The 739-nt window shown below is 35.2% G+C and carries 1 protein-coding gene; it reads right to left on the reverse strand.

Annotation, left to right across the window (positions count from 1 at the left end; all coding sequences use genetic code 11):
• Positions 1–19: 19 nt before the first annotated feature.
• On the reverse strand, positions 20–739 hold a 720-nt coding region (gene rpoA, locus HMPREF9074_RS02065), incomplete at its 5' end, for a DNA-directed RNA polymerase subunit alpha (RefSeq protein ID WP_034539550.1).

Consider the following 739-nt stretch of genomic DNA (forward strand, 5'->3'; position numbering starts at 1 on the left):
AAAATAATTCAAGAGCGAGTTAATCTTTATCTAATTTGTATTTTGATATATCCATACCAAATACTAAACCTTTGTTAGCTACTAATTCATCTAATTCTATCAAAGATTTTTTACCGAAGTTTCTAAACTTCATAAGGTCTGCTTTGTTAAACGAAACCAAGTCTCCAAGAGTTTCTACTTCAGCTGCCTTTAAGCAGTTAAGTGCTCTAACAGATAAATCCATATCTATTAGCTTCGTTTTCAATAGCTGTCTCATATGTAGCGACTCTTCATCGTATGCATCTGTTTGAGCTACCTCATCAGCTTCTAAGGTTATTCTCTCATCAGAGAACAACATAAAGTGATGTATCAGAGTCTTAGCTGCTTCAGTAAGAGCGAATTTTGGATGGATTGAACCATCTGTTTTTATTTCAAAGACTAATTTCTCGTAGTCTGTTTTTTGTTCAACACGATAATTTTCAATAGAGTATTTAACGTTCTTTACAGGAGTAAATATCGAATCTGTAGCGATAACTCCTATAGCTGCGTTAGGTTTCGCATTCTCCTCTGCTGACACATAACCACGACCTTTTTCTATAGTAATTGTCATTGAGAAAGAAGCAGTCGTTTCCATATTGCAAATCACAAGGTCTGGATTCAGAATTTGGAAACCTGAAAGGGTCTTTTGAAAATCACCGGCAGTCAATTGTTTTTTACCAGAAACGCTAATAGTAGCGGTTTCTTCTTCTACATCTTCCAC

Origin of the sequence: Capnocytophaga sp. oral taxon 329 str. F0087 (genome assembly GCF_000213295.2) — a bacterium.
GTDB lineage: Bacteria > Bacteroidota > Bacteroidia > Flavobacteriales > Flavobacteriaceae > Capnocytophaga > Capnocytophaga leadbetteri_A.